1 pseudogene is annotated in these 323 nt (G+C 40.9%); it reads left to right on the top strand.

Going from position 1 to position 323, the window contains the following annotated elements:
* Positions 1 to 323 (top strand): annotated as a pseudogene (locus tag K5R64_RS13570) (hypothetical protein); the annotation flags it as partial.

Genomic DNA, 323 nt, shown 5'->3' with positions numbered 1-323 from the left:
CTAGCCGAACAATCAGCCGCTAAAGCCGTTTTTAAACTCGCTATAGCCTCAGAAATGCTTTCGAATGCCAAAACCGAGGTTTTCCAATACTTTGAAAACATTCTAAAACTAAAAGCAGATTTATACGGGGTGAAAGCAAAACAGCAATCACACACCTTTAGTTTTGACGGTGGCGAAATCACAATAGGCTATCGCATCAATGACGGTTGGGACGACACCGTAAACGAAGGTATTGCAAAAGTGAACAATTTCATTAGTTCATTGGCCAAAGACGAAGCCACCGCCGCTTTAGTAAATGTGGTTTTCAACCTTTTGAAAAAAGA

Source organism: Flavobacterium sp. UMI-01 (genome assembly GCF_019656315.1).
Classification (GTDB): Bacteria; Bacteroidota; Bacteroidia; order Flavobacteriales; family Flavobacteriaceae; genus Flavobacterium.
This window is presented reverse-complemented; position numbering and strand designations above follow the sequence as displayed.